The 17,025-nt window shown below is 51.8% G+C and carries 16 protein-coding genes; 1 reads left to right on the top strand and 15 read right to left on the bottom strand.

Annotated features, from left to right (window positions below):
- Positions 1–14: 14 nt before the first annotated feature.
- The 8 genes from LKD71_RS02010 to LKD71_RS01975 all read right to left on the bottom strand — a co-directional run bounded on the left by LKD71_RS02010 (position 15) and on the right by LKD71_RS01975 (position 7,897).
- Positions 15–557: a Holliday junction resolvase RecU gene (locus tag LKD71_RS02010; protein ID WP_178046968.1), complete on the bottom strand. Its 543-nt coding sequence runs from the start codon at positions 555–557 to the stop codon at positions 15–17.
- Positions 530–1,525: an RluA family pseudouridine synthase gene (locus LKD71_RS02005; protein WP_178046969.1), complete on the bottom strand. Its 996-nt coding sequence runs from the start codon at positions 1,523–1,525 to the stop codon at positions 530–532. The genes LKD71_RS02010 and LKD71_RS02005 overlap by 28 nt, the downstream gene beginning before the upstream one ends.
- 20 nt (positions 1,526–1,545) lie before the next feature.
- The gene (locus LKD71_RS02000; RefSeq protein WP_178046970.1) at positions 1,546–2,115 is read right to left on the bottom strand and encodes a hypothetical protein; all 570 of its coding nucleotides are present in this window, start codon (positions 2,113–2,115) and stop codon (positions 1,546–1,548) included.
- Between the two features lie 6 nt (positions 2,116–2,121).
- Positions 2,122–4,080 (bottom strand): YgiQ family radical SAM protein, encoded by a 1,959-nt coding sequence (locus LKD71_RS01995; RefSeq protein ID WP_227614140.1) that lies wholly within the window; start codon positions 4,078–4,080, stop codon positions 2,122–2,124.
- Between the two features lies 1 nt (position 4,081).
- Positions 4,082–4,819, bottom strand: a complete 738-nt coding sequence (locus LKD71_RS01990) for a pseudouridine synthase (protein ID WP_227614139.1) — start codon at positions 4,817–4,819, stop codon at positions 4,082–4,084.
- On the bottom strand, positions 4,816–6,162 hold the full coding sequence (locus tag LKD71_RS01985; RefSeq protein ID WP_227614138.1) for an RsmF rRNA methyltransferase first C-terminal domain-containing protein: 1,347 nt from the start codon (positions 6,160–6,162) through the stop codon (positions 4,816–4,818). The genes LKD71_RS01990 and LKD71_RS01985 overlap by 4 nt, the downstream gene beginning before the upstream one ends.
- A gap of 22 nt (positions 6,163–6,184) precedes the next feature.
- The gene (locus tag LKD71_RS01980; RefSeq protein ID WP_178044642.1) at positions 6,185–6,985 is read right to left on the bottom strand and encodes a GTP pyrophosphokinase; all 801 of its coding nucleotides are present in this window, start codon (positions 6,983–6,985) and stop codon (positions 6,185–6,187) included.
- 90 nt (positions 6,986–7,075) lie between these two features.
- Entirely contained in the window at positions 7,076–7,897 is an 822-nt protein-coding gene (locus tag LKD71_RS01975) for a M23 family metallopeptidase (protein ID WP_227614137.1), read from the bottom strand.
- 114 nt (positions 7,898–8,011) lie between these two features.
- Between LKD71_RS01975 and LKD71_RS01970 the strand changes: the two genes are divergently transcribed.
- Positions 8,012–8,935 carry a nucleoside recognition domain-containing protein gene (locus LKD71_RS01970; protein WP_227614136.1) on the top strand — a complete coding sequence of 308 codons (924 nt, stop codon included), beginning with the start codon at positions 8,012–8,014 and terminating at the stop codon, positions 8,933–8,935.
- On the opposite strand, the gene LKD71_RS01965 is transcribed toward LKD71_RS01970, so the two are convergent.
- From LKD71_RS01965 to LKD71_RS01935, 7 genes are all read right to left on the bottom strand, one after another.
- The gene (locus LKD71_RS01965) at positions 8,932–9,552 is read right to left on the bottom strand and encodes an ATP synthase subunit B family protein (RefSeq protein WP_178044644.1); all 621 of its coding nucleotides are present in this window, start codon (positions 9,550–9,552) and stop codon (positions 8,932–8,934) included. The genes LKD71_RS01970 and LKD71_RS01965 overlap by 4 nt on opposite strands.
- Positions 9,553–9,567: 15 nt before the next feature.
- Positions 9,568–10,062, bottom strand: coding sequence for a pantetheine-phosphate adenylyltransferase (gene coaD / locus LKD71_RS01960; protein WP_178044645.1), 495 nt, complete (start codon positions 10,060–10,062; stop codon positions 9,568–9,570).
- On the bottom strand, positions 10,059–10,628 hold the full coding sequence (rsmD, locus tag LKD71_RS01955; RefSeq protein WP_178044646.1) for a 16S rRNA (guanine(966)-N(2))-methyltransferase RsmD: 570 nt from the start codon (positions 10,626–10,628) through the stop codon (positions 10,059–10,061). Before rsmD ends, coaD begins: the two co-directional genes overlap by 4 nt.
- A gap of 157 nt (positions 10,629–10,785) precedes the next feature.
- Entirely contained in the window at positions 10,786–12,609 is a 1,824-nt protein-coding gene (locus LKD71_RS01950) for an ABC transporter ATP-binding protein (RefSeq protein ID WP_178044647.1), read from the bottom strand.
- Positions 12,606–14,390, bottom strand: a complete 1,785-nt coding sequence (locus LKD71_RS01945) for an ABC transporter ATP-binding protein (RefSeq protein WP_227614135.1) — start codon at positions 14,388–14,390, stop codon at positions 12,606–12,608. Before LKD71_RS01945 ends, LKD71_RS01950 begins: the two co-directional genes overlap by 4 nt.
- 414 nt (positions 14,391–14,804) lie before the next feature.
- The gene (locus LKD71_RS01940) at positions 14,805–16,481 is read right to left on the bottom strand and encodes a Na/Pi cotransporter family protein (protein ID WP_227614167.1); all 1,677 of its coding nucleotides are present in this window, start codon (positions 16,479–16,481) and stop codon (positions 14,805–14,807) included.
- Positions 16,478–16,870, bottom strand: a complete 393-nt coding sequence (locus tag LKD71_RS01935; RefSeq protein WP_178044649.1) for a methylglyoxal synthase — start codon at positions 16,868–16,870, stop codon at positions 16,478–16,480. Before LKD71_RS01935 ends, LKD71_RS01940 begins: the two co-directional genes overlap by 4 nt.
- Positions 16,871–17,025 lie beyond the last annotated feature (155 nt).

Genomic DNA, 17,025 nt, shown 5'->3' with positions numbered 1-17,025 from the left:
GTTCGTGAGAAAAGTCAATCCCCCGCATCCCGGTCATCAAGATCCTGCTGAATCGCATCCAGATAGGGCACGAGAAAGCCGCCGTGCTGTTTCACCGGATAGCTCACGGCGATCTCCTCAAAACGAAAGCTTTTCCTGCCGCCATTGGCCCCCCGATCCCAGAAGCGGCGCACTTCCCGGTAGGGAAGATAGATGATCTCATTTTTCCCGGTATAAAAAATCAGGAGGAACGAAATTCCTCCCTGATGCTCAAATTCTTCCATGAACGCCACCTGATGGGCGTGGATGTTCTGAAGAGCAAAGGTCTCCGAGGCGCACTCCTTGGCGTCGAAGCAGACCGGAATCCCCTGGACCGCCCCGATGTAGTCTACGGTACTCTTCTGCTCAAAATAGGCCAGCGTGATATGACGATGCTCCTTGTCGATCTTGATGGGAGTGATCGGGGTCGGCACTTTCTGAATCAGCGCCAGCCCCTTTTCCCTGTACATTTCATTTGTCCGGTTGATGAGGTCCTCAAGGACCGAACCTCTTAAGCCTCTGGAGTTCCATGTGGGCATATGCTCATCTCCCTTTTCTCCAGAATCCGCGCAAACTTCTTCGGCAGCGGCGCCGTGAAGGTACGGCCGGAGAGATAACTCAATTCCCCGGTAAGCTCCGGAAACGTGAGGATCGCCGCGTGAAGAAGCTGGTGCGTCAGGTGGTACTCCTCCTTTGCCCGGCCATTCAGGGCGGGATCTCCGTACTTATGGTCCCCCAGAATCGGATGGCCGATGGAGGAGAGATGGGCGCGGATCTGATGGGTCCGGCCCGTCACCAGCAGGACTTTGAGAAGGGTCAGTTCCCCGTCGCTGTCCACCGGCGTGTATTCCGTCTCGATAGGCAGAGAATCTTTGCCAATCGGCTCTTTTTCCACGGTGACGCGGTTGGTGGCCTCATTTTTCACGAGATAGCCCTTGATCCTGGCTTTCTCCTTCACCTGGCCTTTGACCAAGCAGTAATAATATTTATGTAAGGACCGCTCCTTGAAAAGGCGGCTCAGCTCCTGGGCCCCCGCCAGGTCTTTTCCCACAGCCAGGATGCCGCTCGTGTTCCGGTCCAGCCGGTTTACCACCGACGGGCGGAAGGTCCGGAGGGATTCCTCCGTTACGGCTCCGTTGTTCAGCAGATAGCGCTGGGCCTCCTCCACCATGGAGATATCGTCGGCCTCGGCTTTCTGGGAGAGAATCCCCTCGGGCTTGTTCACCAGAAGGATATGCTCGTCCTCGTAAATCACAGAGAGCTTTCCCTGGGCCTTCGGAAGCTGGAGCTCGGAAAATTTCTCGATGGTCTCATCGGAGAAAAAGAGCTTGATCTCATCCCCGGAAACCAGCTTTTCGCTGCCGGCGGCCTTCTTGCCGTTGAGGGTGATGTTCTTTTTCCGCATCATTTTATAGAGAAAACTCTTCGGCGCCTTGTTGAGATACTTTCCCAGGAACTTGTCCAGCCGCTGACCGGCCTCCGCCTGGGTCACGGTAAACTGTTTCATGCTGCTTCCTCCCTCATTTTTTACAGGGCTATGGCTTTTAAGACATCCACAGCCTTCTCGTTCTTTCGCTTCTCGTCTCCGGCAGACTCGGAAGCCGCCATTTCTTTCACCCGAGTCTCAAATTTCCGATAATCCTTAAAAATCTTCACAGTGCGTTTCACGTTGTTTCCCTGAAGGATTTCCGTCAGATGCTTCTCTATGTATTCCGGGTTGGTCTTCGGGTTGGATGAATAGCCGATGACGCTTCCCTGGCCCAGCACCAGAGCGTCCACGGAAGTCGTCTTCTCATAGGCCGTAAACACGCAGTCATAGAGGGCCGGAAGCTCTCCCGCTGCCTTTCTGGTCTTCTCGTAAACGGCCGGGTCCGTCTCCTTCTGAAGAAGCATCATAATCATGCCCACGGCATAGCGGCAGCCCGGCAGGCAGCCCATGATGGCCACAAAAGTAAACATGTTTTCCCGCTTGTGATAGATCGCCAGGCCGATGAAAAAGATCACCACCGGGATCAGAAGCAGAATAAAGGTGATGAAAGAACGGCAGATCTTCTGGGAATGAATGTAGCCGTACTCTCCTTTCTGTACTTTTTTCATCTGTTGTTACTTCCCTTTCTTTTTCTGGGTATTCCGGATCGGGCTGCGGTGCCCTTTTGCTCCGGAACTGTTCTTTCCCTTCGCTCCTCTGAAATCGCCGCCTCCCTGCTGTTTCCCACCGGTTCTTTTTCCACTGGAACCGGAAGCAGCTTTGGCCGGGCGCTCGGAAGGTTTCTCCGGGCGGATCAGACAATGTTTATCGTAACCGATGAGGTCTGTCCGGTGGGCCTTGATCAGGGCTTCTTTTACCAGATCGTAGTTTTTCGGGTTCCGGTACTGGATCAGCGCCCGCTGCATGGCTTTTTCATGGGGGTTCGTCGGCACATAGACCTGTTCCATGGTCCGGGGATCCAGCCCCGTATAGTACATGCAAGTCGAGATCGTGGAGGGCGTCGGGTAGAAATCCTGCACCTGCTCCGGCATGTACCCCAGGTCTCTCAAGTATTCCGCCAGCTTCACGGCCTCCTTCATCGTACAGCCCGGATGGGAGGACATGAGATAGGGCACAAGGAACTGGTTCATGCCGTACTTTTCGTTGAGTTTTTTGTATTTTTCCGTAAATTGCATAAATACCGCGTGTTCCGGCTTGCCCATATAGTGAAGCACCTGGTCGCTCACATGCTCCGGAGCGACTTTCAGCTGGCCGCTGATATGATACTGAACCAGCTCCCGGAAAAAGGTATCGTCTGGATCTGCCAGCACATAGTCGAAACGGATACCGGAACGAATGAAGACTTTTTTCACCTTCGGAAGCTCCCGGAGCTTGTGGAGCAGCTCCAGATAATCCTCATGATTGGCCCGAAGGTTCTTGCAGGGCTTGGGAAACAGGCACTGCCGGTTGGGGCAGACGCCCCTCGTCTCCTGTTTCTGGCAGGCCCGGACCCGAAAATCCGCCGTAGGCCCGCCCACATCGTGGATATAACCCTTGAAATCCGGCTCCTGGGTGAGAAGCTTCGCCTCCTCCACGATGGATTCGTGGCTTCTGGTCTGAATAATCCGCCCCTGATGGAAGGTCAGCGCACAGAAACTGCATCCTCCAAAGCAGCCACGGTTGCTCACGAGAGAAAATTTTATCTCGGAGATCGCCGGAACGCCGCCCAGTTTCTCATAGGAGGGGTGATAGGTCCGCATGTAAGGATAAGCATAAACCTCGTCCATCTCCTCCTGGCTCAAGGGCGCGGCGGGCGGGTTCTGTACCACATAGATCTTGTTGGGATAGGGCTCCACCAGCCGTTTTCCTGTGATGGAATCCGTGTTGCAGTACTGGACATAAAAGCTTTTCGCATAGTTGGTCTTGTCTGCCTGAAGCACCTCAAAGGAGGGCAGAAGCTTGTAATCATAGACGTTTTCCAGGTGCTGGGTCTTATAGACCGTGCCCGGAATGAAACCGATATCGGAGACCGCGATCCCCGCGTCCAGAGCCTCGGCGATGGCCAGAATGCTCCTCTCTCCCATTCCGTAGGAAAGGATATCCGCCCCGGAATCCAGAAGCACAGACCGTTTCAGGCTGTTGCTCCAGTAATCGTAATGAGCCAGACGCCGCAGGCTCGCTTCGATGCCGCCGAGGATGATCGGCGTCTTTTTGTAGGTCCGACGGATCAGGTTGCTGTAGACCGTCAGCGCCCGGTCCGGCCGTTTTCCCATGAGGCCGCCCGGCGTGTAGGCATCGGTCTGCCGCCGCTTTTTCGAGACGGAATAATGATTCACCATCGAATCCATATTTCCCGCCGACACGAGGAAGCCGAGCCTCGGCTCCCCGAAAATCGCAATGCTCTCATCGTTTTTCCAGTCGGGCTGAGAGATGATCCCCACGCTGTAGCCATGGGACTCCAGAAGCCGGCTGATGATGGCGTGGCCGAAGGAAGGATGATCCACATAGGCATCCCCGATAACATAGACAAAATCAAACTGGGTGATGCCTCGCTCTCTCATTTCTTTTTTCGTAATCGGTAAAAATCCACTCATATTATCCTTCTTTCATGCCTGCCTGTGTTTTCAGAAACTGCACTTCCTCTTCTGTCAGAGGACGGTACCCTCCTTTTTCCAGAGTCCCGTCCAACGGAAGCCCTCCAAAGGAGATTCTCTTCAGGTAAGTGACTTCCGCTCCTGCGGCCTCCACCATCCGTTTCACCTGATGGAAACGGCCTTCTCTTAAAGTCAGGAGAAGCTCAACCTCGTTCCCCTCCTGCTTTAAAATCTCCAGTTTTGCGGGAAGGGTGGGCTTGTCGTCCCCGATATCCAGCCCCTCCAGAAAACGCTTTTCCGCCTCCGGAAAAAGTGTCCCCTCCGCCTTCGCGTAATAAGTCTTCTCCACATGACGGCCGGGAGCCAGCAGAAAATGATTCAGCGGGCCGTCGTTGGTGATGAGAAGAAAGCCTTCCGTATCCTTGTCCAGCCGTCCCACGGGAGCCAGCTCCTTCTCCGGAGCCTCCGCGAAATAATCCATGACGGTCTCGGTCCGGCCGTTTCTCGCTGCCGTGATGCAGCCCGCCGGCTTGTGGAACATATACCAGGCAAGGCCCGGCCGGCTCAAGATTTCGCCGTCAAAGCTCACCTCGTCGGTTTCCTCCGAGATCCTGGTCTCCGGTTTTTTCACCGGTTCTCCGTTGACCCGGACCCGTCCTTTTTTCAAATATTCTTTTACCTGGCTTCGCGTTCCCACTCCCGCGTCCGCCAGCCATTTATCCAGTCTTATCTGGCTCATAAAAGCCTCCATCCGGTACAGTATTTGTTTTTCAGTGTTCCTCTGTTCAGTTTTCCGAAGCCCAGAGGATAGCCGTCGTTCAGCACCAGGGTCCAGCCGGAAAAATCGGCCTCTTCCTCTGACACCTCCAGGGTCTCTCCTTTGAGATAACGGATCAGCCGCTCATCCCCGGAGGAAAGATCCAGTTCCTGCCTGAAATCTCCTTTTTTGAGATACATGGCCAGGGCCTGGGAGGGCTCAAAACGCTTTTTTTTCAGTTCTCCCACGGAAAGGCCCGTACGAAGGAACCGCAACCCCTTCACCTCTGGGAAATCCTCCGGCAGAAGGTAAATGTTTTCTTTCCGCACATCCAGCCTGCCCTGGCTTAAAACCGGGCGCTGAAAAAGAGAGGCAAACTCCGAGAGTCCCTCGGGAAGAACGGTGGTACGCCGTCGGTCCTTTTGAGTGTGCTCCGGGGCTTGTCCTTTTTTCCGGAGCAGCGCCGTGAAATGGCCTTCTCCACGGATATCCTGAGGCCAGATCCGAAGCGTTCCCGGGATCAGCCCCTCGCGGAACCACTCCCCCGTGGAAAGCGGAAGGATCTCAAGCTCCTGCTCCGCCTCAAGAAGCTTCTTTAAATTCTCCTCGTTTTCCAGAGGAGAAAAGGTGCAGGTGGAATAGAGGAGCAGCCCTCCCGGTCGGAGCATTTTCACCGCTGTACGAAGAATCTCCTGCTGAATCGGCGCATAGTATTCCGGCCCATGCTCCATCCAGCTTTTTACCATATCTTTGTCTTTCCGGAACATACCTTCCCCTGAACAGGGAGCGTCCACGAGGATCTTATCGAAAAAGCCCTCGAAGTTCCCAAGAAGGCTCTCCGGCGTCTCGCTCGTGACGAGAATATTTCCGGCTCCGAAAAGCTCCAGGTTCTTCAAAAGGCCCTGCGCTCTGGAACGGCTGATATCGTTTGACACCAGAAGCCCCGTCCCCCGAAGCCTTGCAGCCAGCTCTGTGGATTTTCCACCGGGAGCCGCGCAGAGGTCCAGCACCCGGTCTCCCTCCTCGATGGGGAGGCGGGAGGCCGGAACCATGGCGCTGGGCTCCTGGATATAGTAAAGCCCCGCGTAATAATCCGGATGCTTCGTCACGCCCTCCTCCGGATCATAATAAAATCCATTTTCCACCCAGGGAACCGGTGTCAGATGAAAGGGTGTCCGTTTTAAAAATGTTTCCACGGAAATCTTTCCCGTGTTGACCCGAAGGCCGTAAGTTCTGGGCGCGTCAAAACAGTCCAGATAGTTCTGCAGTTCCTCTTCCCCGAGGAGCTGCCGCATGGATTCTATGTAGTCTTCCGGAAGTTTCACTTCGTACTCTCCTTTGTATTCATTAACAGGACTGGGCCCGATAGCCCTCTGCGATCACATCCAGCTGTTTCTGGAACCGCCGCAGCTGATCCAGATCCTCGGCCTTGTAGATCTGGTAAAATTCATCCTGAATCTTGGCGATCTCCCGCTTGTTTGCCAGCTGATAGAGGTTCTGGATCGTATTTAAAATATCCGCCACCAGATTTGCCTGGATCTGGAACGCATTCTGGGCATCCATGATCTCGCTACGCACCTGGGACATCTCCTGATCCAGAACAATGATAGCATCCGCCGCACTGCTCAGTTTTTCCCGGATATGATCCGGAATGTTCTTCTTATATTTATACTGGAGAGAATGTTCGATCGTGGCCCAGAAATTCATGGCCAGAGTCCGGATCTGGATCTCCGCATGAATGCATTTGGGCCCGTTCATGGTCTCCACATTGTACTCAATAATCATATGATAACTGCGGTAGCCGCTGTTTTTCATGTTGTTGACATAGTCTTTTTCTTCGATGACTTTCATATCCGTCCGGGAGCGGATGATCTCCACCACCTTCTGGATGTCTTCCACAAACTGGCAGATAATCCGGATGCCCGCGATATCCTCCAGTTTTTCTTCTATCTCATTGATAGGAATATTCTTTTTCTGCGCTTTATCCAGGATGCTGGAAATCGTCTTGACCCTTCCATGCACCTGCTCGATCGGGGAATACAGCCCCTGCTGACGATGTTCCTGAATCAGATGTTCAAATTTCACAGTGAGCTCTTTCACTGCCAGATCATAAGGATTCAGGATCTCTCTCCATAATTGTATTTCCATATAATCCTCCTTATGTTTGAGAGATGGTTCTCCGGCATTTCCTTGTCATATGCCGAACATGTTCAATATACCATATTTTTCATGATAAATCTATTCTTTTCCTGTTTCTTCCAGATACCGGAGAGGCCAGTAAGGATTCACACTGATCTCCTCCTGATTCTTTCCTTCTATGTAGATTCCGACGTGCAGATGCACATCGAATTTTTCTGTCGTTCCTTCCGGGCCGTAGCCACTGTCTCCCATATAGCCTAAAAGACCGCCGGCCGATACCAGGTCTCCTTCCTGAAAATCCCGGGCGTAGGAAGAGAGATGGGCATAGTAAAAATACCCGCCGCGGAAACTGCGGATTCCGATGCGCCAGCCCCCCAGAGTCAGCCAGCCGATCTTTTCCACCACGCCGTCCGTCATACTGCGGACCGGATAAAAATCCCGCCGGTTCTCCGGCGGCATGAGATCGCAGCCCTCGTGATGCCTCTCCCCTCCGAAGCTCCGCTCAAAAAGCCAGGAATCCTCGTAGGTAGGCTCACAGCTTACCGGAAACTCCTCCAGGTCATCCCAGACCGCGGAGAGGGCATTCTGAAAATCTTTCAATTCCAGCGGCCGGTAAGTCTGAAACACCTCCGCCGCCTTAAGATAGGTCTCCCGATCCCAGACGGTCTTTGGCGGGACCCGGAAATCTCTCCAGGGAAGGAGCACAGAGAGAAGCCGCCCTGGCTCATATCCATCCTCCATGAGCGCATCCAGTGAGGCCAATGCCTCCGGGGAGAATTCCATCTCCCGGAACACGTTGCTTTCCCTTAAGTTTCCGGACAGGTTCATCAGCCGGGCATGGCGAAACAGCTGTCCCCGGAAAATCCCGCAAAAAAGCACGAGCGTCAGCAGAAAAACTGCCTGCTTTCCATTTTTTCCCACAAACTTCCGCCCTTCTCTGCCCTCAGACCAGTTTATGCGGCAACTTCATAAAAAAGAACCTTCTTTTTCCCGCTGCTCCCACATAGGCTGTAAAAAAACGGAAGAGCTTTTTCTATGAAAAAATGGCTTCTGGCGTTTCTCCTTCTTGCCACCCTTCTCTTTCTGCTGCTTTTTCCCGTCCCGGCTCTCGCTGCCTCCAGGCGGGGCTTAAATCTCTGGTTCGGCACCCTCGTTCCCACCCTGCTGCCTTTTCTGATTCTCTCCGGTTTTCTGATCCACACCGGTCTGGTACATATTCCGGCTTCTCTTCTGGCCCCGGTTTTCGGGCGGCTTTTTGGCGTCTCGCCTTTGGGAAGCTATGCCTGCTTCATCGGTTTCCTCTGCGGCTTTCCCATGGGGGCCAAGGTGCTGGCGGATCTCACGCGAAACGGGCGGATGGACCCTGAGGAAGCCTCTTATCTTCTGGGCTTTATTAACAACGTGAGCCCTTCCTTCGTCATCACCTTTCTGGTGACGGAGAGTCTTGAGAGACCGGACCTTCTTCTGCCCACACTGCTTCTTCTCTACGGAACGGCCATCCTCTACGGCCTTTTCACGAGACCCGGACTTTTTCACAGAAAAACTCCTGCCTTTTCAGGCATAAAAAATGCATCCGTTGTCCAAATCCGTTTTGAACTTCTGGATGCCTGTATCTATGACGCGGTAAACACCCTCCTGAAGCTGGGTGGCTATGTGGTTCTCTTTTCCGTGCTGGCAGAAATGACCGCCTGTCTTCCTTTTCTCCCGAAAAAAACAGCGGCTCTTCTCGGCGGAATGCTGGAGATCACCTCAGGGATTTCCGGCGTCGTAAAGACTTTTCCCCTGAAAACTGCTTATCAGTTTCTCATTCCTCTGACAGCCTTCGGAGGCCTGAGCGCTATGGCCCAGACCTCAAGTGTTCTCAAGGGTTCCGGTCTCTCCTTGAAAAAATATGTGTTCTCCAAGGTTGTGACCGCCGCCCTGACTTTTCTCTTTGTCAGCTTTTTCCTCTGGTCTTAGTTTTCCTCGGGCTGCTGCTCGTCGTAAGCGGGAGCTTCTGACTCTTCGGTCTCCGGTGCGCCGTAGTTGGTAGGTGCTGCCTGGGGAGAAAGCTCGCTGCGGTTCTTGCTCACGATATCATAGCAGGACTGGATAGCATTGATGAAGTTGCTGTACTTCGCGCCAGCGCCATCAATCGTGTGGCTCATGATCTTCTCCAGGTTTGCCAGCATATCGTCTGTGTACTGGAGAGCACCCATACGAATGTTGTTGGCGTCGTTGGTGGCATTATCCAGGATCTCCTGAGCCTGCTGGTTTGTACGCTCCAGAAGGTCATTGGCCTGCTCAGTGGCTTCCCGCATGATCTCGCTCTCCGTTACCATGCTCTGGGTCTTCTCTCTGGCCTCGGCAACGATAGCGTCTGCCTTGGACTGAGCGTCGGCAAGGATCGCATCCTTGTTGCTGATGATTTTCTGGTAACGTTTGATCTCGTCGGGAGTCTTCATGCGGAGCTCACGGAGAAGCTCCTCCAGTTCTTCCTTATTTACAACGATCTTGGTGGAAGACAGGGGCTGAAATTTACAGCTGTCCACATATTCTTCAATTTCTTCGATGATCTGCTCAATTCTGCTGCTCATGGCGATATTCTCTCCTTACTTCTGGTTTTTCTTCGACCATATTTTATTATAGATTTTATCAACAACAAAAGGCGGTACAAACTTTGACACGTCTCCGCCGTAAGAAGCTACTTCTTTCACTGTGGAAGAGCTCAAGTATGCGTATTCCAGGCTCGTCGCCAGAAACAGAGTGTCCACCTCTGCGTTCATGATACGGTTGGTCTGGGCCAGCTGAAGCTCATAATCAAAATCGGTAATTGCCCGAAGCCCCCGGACGATAAACCGGGCGCCGCAGTTCTTTGCGAAATCCACAGACAGGCCGGAAAAAGACTCGACCCGTACATTTGGAATATCCTTTGTGGCTTCCAATAGTATATTAACACGTTCTTCCACGGAAAACAACGGTGTTTTGCTGGAGTTATTCAGCACTCCCACCACCAGCTCATCCACCAGAGTGGCGGATCTTCGGATGATGTCCAGATGGCCGAACGTAACCGGGTCAAAGCTGCCCGGGTAAACTGCTCGTCTCATGTATCTGCTCCTTTTGCCCTCTGCAAAAACAGATGGACATTTGTCTTGTATTCTTTTCTCTTTAATACTTCATAGCCAAATTCCTCCAGATAGGAGAAATCTGTCTCCAGAGAAGCCTCCACGATCAGCAGTGTCTCCTCCGTCACAAGCGGGGAATCTTTCAGTCTGGAAAGAACTTCTTTTTCCAGGTCCCGGTTATAGGGCGGATCCATAAAAATCACAGAAAAGCTCTCTCCCCGAACAGCCAGCAGATCCAGCGCTCGGAAAACGTCCATGACAAGGACTTCCCCGTCGGAGGCCAGCCGGGTGAACTTTAAATTTTCCTGGATGCAGGCGGCAGCTTTCCGGCTGCTCTCCACAAAAACGGCTTTCCGCGCTCCGCGGCTCAAGGCCTCGATGCCGATGCCGCCGCTCCCGGAAAAAAGATCCAGAAAGGAAGCACCGTACAGTTCGTCGTTTATCATATTAAATAAGGTCTCCTTGATCCGGTCTGTAGTCGGGCGCGTGTCCAGGCCTTCGATGGTTTTCAGGTGGAGGCTCCGCGCTTTTCCGGCGATCACTCTCATTGGTTCTATTATCCCCTTTGTTAATTTTTCGTTCGCTTTATTATAATGGTTTTTCTATAAACCGTCAAGCTTTTTGAAAATTCTACAGAAAAGACTGTACAAAAAATAAGACAGAAACGGGCGTTTTTTCTCCGTCTCTGTCTTATTGATGTTTTCTTTAGTCGAGGATCTTCTGGGATTCCTCTTCAGTAAACTGCCGACGTACCAGCTGGTAATAATAACCTTTCTGCTCCAGAAGCTCGAGATGTTTTCCCTGCTCGATGATCTTTCCGTCCTTCACCACAAGGATAAGGTCCGCATTGCGGATTGTGGAAAGACGATGGGCAATCAGGAAAGAAGTTCTTCCTTTGAGAATCTTATCTGTAGCCTTCTGAATCAGCTGCTCGGTCTGGGTATCAATGGAGGAAGTGGCCTCATCCAGAACGAAAATTCTGGGGTCTGCCAGAACTGCTCTTGCAAAGGAGATCAGCTGTTTTTCTCCGGTTGATAGCCGGTCGCCGCCCTCTCCCACATCACTCTGATAGCCAAGATCCATCTTTTCCACCACCTGATCCGCATGAACGGCTTTCGCGGCCGCGATGACCTCCTCATCGGTGGCATCCAGTCGTCCGTAGCGGATATTCTCCATGACGCTTCCCGAGAACAGGTGCGGATTCTGAAGCACATAGCCCAGACTGCTGTGGAGCCAGAGCTGGCTCCGCTCCCGGTAATCCTTTCCGTCGATGAGAATCTGGCCTCCTGTCGGCTCAAAGAAGCGGCAGGCCAGGTTTACCAGCGTACTTTTTCCGGCTCCGGTCTCGCCGACAATGGCCACATTGGTTCCTGCCGGAATCTTCAGATTAAAGTGGCTTAAGATTTCCTCCTTGCCGTCGGGATAATGGAAGCTCACATCGCGGAACTCGATATCGCCTTTGATGGGCTCCCAGTTTTCCTTTTTCGGGAAAAAGCTATCTCCGTACTTCTCGATGACCTCCGGGGAATCCACCACCTGGGGCTCTTCGTCCAGAAGGCCGGTGACACGCTCGATGTTGGCCTGGGCGGAAATGAACTCCGCCAGGTTCCTCGCCATCTGCTGAATCGGCTCGAAGATGCCCACTGCATAAGTCGTGAAGGCAGAGAGCGTACCGATCAGCATGGCATTCTCAAAGACCTGAATGCCGCCTCTCGCGAGGACGATGGCCGTCGCCAGAGAGCCGCAGAAAAGCACCAGTGGCAGATAAACGGCGTTGAGCCTTGCCGCCCGTACTGAGGCGCTTCTCATCTCCCCGGTGATCTCCTGAAATTCGCCGTAGGTTTTCTCCTCCACCACCAGAGATTTGGCAGTCTTGGCTCCCATGATACCCTCGTTGTAGGCACTGGTGATTTTTGAATTGATCTTACGCACCTGCCGGTTCCATTTGAGAATCCGGTTCTGGAAGTAAAAAGTCAGAAGGGCGATGGCAGGTACCACCAGCATGATGACCAGCGCCAGTTTCCAGTTCAGGAAAAGCATAGCCACAAAAACACCCAGCACATAGGTGAGAGCCCAGAGAAGATCCACGAAGTTCCAGGCGATGAGACCTGAGATCTTGCCGGTATCGTTCATGACTCTGGAAAGCATATAGCCCACGGGAGTCACATTGTAATAGGAGAAGGACAAGGTCTGCAGGTGGACGAAAAGCGCCCGCTTCAGATCCTTTCCAAGGCCCATCTCGATCCGCATGCTGCCCCGGGTAAAAGCGATAACCGCCGCACCCTGAAGCGCGATGACCACAATATAAAGCACGGTAAAAAAGCCGATGCCCGTAAGTGTGTTTCCCTCAATAAAATGGTTGATGGCATACCGCTGAAACAACGGAAGGATGATATCCACCAGGGAGCAGAACAGGTTCATGACCAGGATCATAATTACCGTTTTTTTGTAGGGTTTGAGAAACGGAAAGATCCGTTTCCAGATGGAGTAATCAAAGGATTTTGTGTATTCTTTTTCTTCCAGTCTCATGCCTTTTTCCCTCCTTCCATGACACGGATGTCGCTGTTCATCTGAATCTCATAAATATCTTTGTAAATGCCTTCCTGGGAAATCAGCTCCTCATGGGTTCCAAGCTCACAGATCTTTCCTTTATCCATAACCAGAATGAGATCGGCCTGCTTTAACGAGTTGATCCGGTGGGAAATAAGAAGCACCGTGGCTTTCTCCATCTCCGCTTTCAGCGCGTGACGGATCTTCGCGTCGGTCTCCGCATCCACAGCGGAAAGGGAATCGTCGAAGACCAGAATCGGCGCTTTCATCATCAGAGTCCGGGCAATGGCCACACGCTGTTTCTGGCCGCCGGACAGAGTCACACCCCGCTCTCCCACAATCGTGTTGTAGCCGTCTGTGAAATGCTCGATGGCCTCATCCACGCAGGCAATCTCTGCTGCATGGTGAATCCGCTCCTCATGGGGCGTTTCCTCTGTGATGGAGATATTTTCCCCGATGCTCCTGGAGAACAGGAAGGGCTCCTGAAGCACCATACCGATATGGGCCCTCAGATACTCTCTCTTAATATCCCGGATATCCACGCCTCCGATCGTGATCCTTCCGTTGCCGGGCGGCAGATCATAGAGCCGGTTCAGAAGATGCATCAGCGTCGATTTTCCGCTGCCGGTGCTTCCCAGGATTCCAAAGGTGCTTCCCGCCGGAATTGTAAAACTCATATCCTCCAGAATCGGATGCTCTTCATCATAGGCGAAGGTTACATGCTCAAAGCAGATATCTCCGTCAAGAGGCGGCTGAAGGGCTTTGCCCTCCTCTTTTTCCTCCTCCGCGTCGAGGATATAGGCCACACGTTCCACGGAAACTCCCGCCTTACTCATATCTGAGAGGATTCTTCCCAGACTTCGGATCGGCCAGGTCAGAGAGGAGTTGTAGGAAACAAAGGCCAGAAACTCGCCCAGCGTCAGCTCCTGATGAACAACCAGTACGGTTCCGGTAACTAAGACCGTCAGGATCTGGATGCCGGTGATAAAATCGCCGGTGGCCCAGTAGGCACTCATGATTCCGCCGAGTTTGATCCAAAGCCCCGCGAACCGCTCGTTTCTCTCATCAAAACGGTCAATCTCAAATTTTTCTCTTCCGAAGGCCCGGACAACCCGGACGCCTGTGAGGTTCTCCTGCACAGTGCTGGAGAGAGCTCCCTCCGCCTCGTCGGCCTTCATGAACCGGTCTCCGATCTTGGAATAAAAGAAACCGGAATAACCCACGATGACCGGGATAAAAGCAGCCGCCACCAGAGAGAGTTTCACGTTCATGGAAAACATGATTCCCAGGTACAGAACCATCAGGAAAACGATTCGGAACACATCCGGCATCTGGTTGCAGACGAAGTTTCGGATCACCTCCACGTCTGAGGTACAGCGTTGGATGATCTCTCCGGTCTGATGACGCACATGCCAGGCGAAGGGCAGCTTCTCGATGTGGTGGAACAGGGTATCACGGATGTTCTTCATGAAATTCTCGGAACCTTTTGCCAGTGTCATCTTGCTGAAATAGTTGAAGATTCCTGACAAAATCGCCGCCACAAGAACGGCCCCTGCCGCCAGAAACAAAAGATGTCTCCCGTAACTGTCTCCGACTCCTGTCAGAATATGATCCACGGCATAGCGGATGATCTGCGGGGTCAGGGCATTACAGGCTGTGAAAAGCACGGAAAACACGAGGCTCAGCACAAACAGATAGAAGCTGCCTTTCAGAAATCGAAAGATCACCTGAAATTTTCCCGGCTTTTTCTCAGTATTCATATCACACTTCCTCCTTTTCTCTTTCTTTTTTGATTTTCCGACTGCAATATTTTTGACATGCGTATGCACATAGAATCCTGCTTTGCAGGATTCTCCGCCGCAGTGCGATCCTGCCCGGAGGGCTTTTTGTGCGACAGGTAATTCCAACGAAATTTCCTGTTACACAAAAAAGGCACCCCTGAAAGTTCAGGGATGCTCTTTGCACTGCTTATTTTGTACGCAATGTCATACGAACGCCGAAAAAGAAAGCGGCAGTCGGAAAATCCTTGAATCCAAGTTGTTGTTACTCGTGATGCTGTTGTTGTAAATCTTTGTAAAGTAATTTCTCATGGTACTGCCTCCTTTCTTTTTTATTCTGTTATTCAGTATATGGGCAATTACTTTGTCTGTCAAGCTATTTTTCAGACAAATTTTCTACTCTTCTGACATTACATAGCCGGCCAGGTTATAAGCATGGTCAGAAATACGCTCCAGATTGCTGATGATATCCAGGAAGACCACACCGTTGGTGGGCTTGCAGAGCTGCTTGGACAGACGCTCGATGTGCTGTTCACGAAGCTCCTCTTCCATGTTATCAACCATATCTTCGTATTTTACTACTTTCTTCGCATCCGAGATATCGGAATGTTCTCTGGCTGACATCGCATAGGCGAAGGAGTTGGTTACGAGACCCATGATGGATTTGAGATCCTGCAGAGCCTGCTCGGAAAATTCGATCTTATCGACTCCCTCTTTTACATCCACCAGCTCGGCGATATTTTCCACATGGTCGCCCACTCGCTCGATGTCGCTGACAGAGTAGAACAGGTTGCTGACCACCACATGCTGATCCTCGGTGAGAGGAAGATTGCTGAGCTTGACGAGATACTCGGTGATGAGTTTTTCCATATTGTTGATGGTTTTCTCCACCTCATAGACCTTGTCGATCTTCTCTTTATCATATGAGAGTGCAGCCTCAAAAGCCCGGTCCATATTTTCTCGGGTGATCCGTCCCATATGGGCAACCTCATGAATGGCATTCTCGATTGCGAAGGCCGGCTCCTTGAAGATACGGGAATCCAGATGCTGCAGAGTAACGGTCTCCTCGTCCTTCTCTTCTTTCTCCTTCTCTGGCTCGTCCTTGATGAAGAAACCGGAAAGCTTTACCAGATAATCGGCAAAGGGGAACATGAGGATTGTCAGCACCACCTTAAATCCGGTGTGGAAGGTAGCGATACCGGCACTGTTGATGCCGTGGGATGCAACCTCCGGGAACATCTTAAACAGGATTGTGAAGATCACGGAAAAGACTGTTACACCGATGACGTTGAACAAAAGGTGAATCATAGCTGCTCTCTTCGCCGTACGGTTGGTACCGATACTGGAAAGAAGGGCTGTGGAACAGGAACCGATATCAGAACCAAAACTGATAAATACGGCTGCACTGATGCCGACCGCTCCGCTTGATGCAGCCAGGGTCTGAAGAATACCAACTGCTGCAGAGGAGCTCTGCATGATAACGGTTACGATAAAACCAAGGCCGATACCCAGAAGCGGGTTCGCACCAAAGAGGGCAAACAGATCCTTGAAGGCCGGAAGCGTCGTGTAGGATTTGGCCGCATCTCCCATGAAATCCAGACCGATAAACAGAAGTCCAAGACCGATGCAGATCTCACCGATGGTCTGCTTTCTTTCCTTCTTGGAAAACATGATAAGAAAAGAGCCGATAGCCACGATCAGGGGCGCATACAGGGACGGGGACAGGGTTTTAAAAGTGTCTCCCAGCTGGCCTAAGGATACGATCCAGGCGGTAATACAGGTACCGATGTTGGCTCCCATGATGGGACCGACTGCCTGGCTTAAGTTCATGAGACCGGCATTGATAAAACCGATGATCATGACGGTGGTCGCTCCGCTGCTCTGGATCACGGCAGTGATCAGGGCTCCTACCAGAACTCCCACGAAACGGTTGTTTGTCAGGATTCCCAGAAGCTTACGCATCTGCTCTCCGGCACATTTCTGCACGCCGCCTGACATGCTGTGTACGCCGAACAGAAACATACCGAGACCGCCGGCAAACATAAACAGATTCTCAAAATCATTGATCGTCATACTTGTTCTCTCCATTCCAGATCGCCGTTTGCCAGACCAAGGATCAGAGATTCCGCCGTAGCTATATTGGTCGCTATGGGAATATTGTAATTATCACAGGCACGACAGATAGCGTCAATGCTGGGTTCCTTGGGGCTGTTCAGAAGCGGATTGTAAAAAAAGATTACCATATCCATCTCATTTCTCGCGATCATCTCCACAAACTGTTTTTCTCCTCCGATGCTCCCCGGCAGAAATTTGTGTACATGAAGCTTTGTCACTTCTTCGATCCGCCTGCCCGTGGTGCCAGTCGCATATAGTTCATGTTTTTCCAAAATTTTCTTGTAGGCAAGGCAGAAGTCTTCCATCAGACTTTTCTTTGAATTATGAGCAAGCAACCCAATATTCATTCTTTTCCCTCCAGACTGAATTTGGCCCGCTGTCATACAGATCGTGTGATCCCGATGCCTTGCAGAAGTTCTGTATTCATCAGGCCATTTGCGTTTATTATATCATAGGTATCTTGAAAATAACAATCATTTTCTCGATTTTTGTAAAAATATGT

The organism is Fusicatenibacter faecihominis (assembly GCF_020686945.1).
GTDB classification, from domain to species: Bacteria; Bacillota; Clostridia; order Lachnospirales; family Lachnospiraceae; genus Limivivens; species Limivivens faecihominis.
The sequence above is the reverse complement of the archived record's forward strand: the minus strand, read 5'-3'. Positions and strand labels throughout refer to the sequence as shown.